This window comes from Neisseria sp. P0021.S006 (genome assembly GCF_051956895.1).
This window is the reverse complement of record NZ_JBQCWZ010000425.1, coordinates 1-1,207: the sequence shown is the minus strand read 5'-3', so window position 1 is coordinate 1,207 and position 1,207 is coordinate 1. Positions and strand designations below refer to the sequence as shown.

At 46.5% G+C, this 1,207-nt stretch carries 3 protein-coding genes; all 3 read right to left on the bottom strand.

Going from position 1 to position 1,207, the window contains the following annotated elements:
• Positions 1-188, bottom strand: a 188-nt coding sequence (locus tag ACTHUM_RS14715) for an iron-sulfur cluster biosynthesis family protein (protein ID WP_440403250.1), incomplete at its 3' end; no start/stop codon positions are given.
• Between the two features lie 68 nt (positions 189-256).
• A complete protein-coding gene (locus ACTHUM_RS14710) occupies positions 257-502 on the bottom strand; it encodes a recombinase RecA (RefSeq protein ID WP_070461779.1) in 246 nt (81 codons plus the stop codon).
• A gap of 256 nt (positions 503-758) precedes the next feature.
• Positions 759-1,145 carry a Fe-S cluster assembly scaffold IscU gene (gene iscU / locus ACTHUM_RS14705; protein WP_003674559.1) on the bottom strand — a complete coding sequence of 129 codons (387 nt, stop codon included), beginning with the start codon at positions 1,143-1,145 and terminating at the stop codon, positions 759-761.
• Between the last annotated feature and the right edge of the window lie 62 nt (positions 1,146-1,207).

The following is a 1,207-nucleotide window of genomic DNA, read 5'->3' as shown; positions in this document are numbered from 1 at the left end:
ATATAAACTCGTGCGCCGTGTTCTTCAAAAATCAGGTCATCCTCGGTCACTTCATCGACAAATTCAAGGTTGTATGCCATGCCTGAGCAGCCGCTGGTTTTGACACCCAAGCGCACGCCCAAGCCTTTGCCGCGTTTGGTCAAGTAGCCGTTGATGTGTTTGGCTGCGTTTTCTGTGATGGTAATCATGCTTTTTTCCTCATTTCGCAATCATTTTCTGTTTTGTCTGCTTTTTATTTCAGACGGCCTCTTGATTTTCAGGCCGTCTGAAAACGCTGTTTTGCCCACTCTATTGCGGTGGCAATGGTAGTTTTTGCCTGCGGACTGTTTTTCCAACAGGTCGAGCCGGTCAATTGTGCGCCCTGTTCCAAAATATCGTCTAAATCCGCAACCGCCAAAGTGGCAATATCATCCAATCCCATTTGCTGCAAACGCTGCAATATGGTTTTACCTATGCCTTTGACAGCAAGTAGGGATTGGACTTCTTTATCAGTAAAAGGCATATCGTCTTCTTTGATTTTGCAGGTATAACGACTAAATATAAGCTGTAGCTTATTGCCCTCTCCCTAACCCTCTCCCGTGGGGAGAGGGGATAGATTGGCAGGTAATCCCAAACTTGGTAGCAACTTCAAAACGATTAAGTTTCTGTACAGTTGGTTTTGTCTCACAAAAGAAGAGGGGGGAAACCATTAGATTTGCTTTTCTCGAAGATTCGCCGGGAATCTTGGGCACCTGCCGACAAGGGGGCGTTGAATCCGGTTATTTGTTTTCCTGACGTTTGCGATAGTCGGCAACGGCTGCTTTTACCGCATCTTCAGCCAAGATAGAGCAGTGGATTTTAACTGGAGGCAATTCCAACTCTTCGGCAATTTCGCTGTTTTTGATTGCCAGTGCATCGTCAAGGCTTTTGCCTTTAACCCACTCTGTGATCAGGCTGGAGGAAGCGATGGCGGAGCCACAACCGTAAGTTTTGAATTTTGCATCTTCGATAATACCCTCATCGTTTACTTTGATTTGCAGACGCATTACGTCGCCGCAGGCGGGTGCACCGACCATGCCGGTACCGACAGATTCGTCGTTTTTGTCGAAAGTACCAACGTTGCGGGGGTTTTCGTAGTGGTCGATTACTTTATCGCTGTATGCCATGATGTGGTTTCCTTTGTGTTTTTAGTGGTGTAAATGGTTTGTTTACGAATATTCAGACGGCC

Bases quoted from the DNA above. Each gene is read 5' to 3' on its own strand.
- ACTHUM_RS14710 (WP_070461779.1), bottom strand. From the start codon at position 502: ATGCCTTTTACTGATAAAGAAGTCCAATCCCTACTTGCTGTCAAAGGC.
- iscU (WP_003674559.1), bottom strand. From the start codon at position 1,145: ATGGCATACAGCGATAAAGTAATCGACCACTACGAAAACCCCCGCAAC.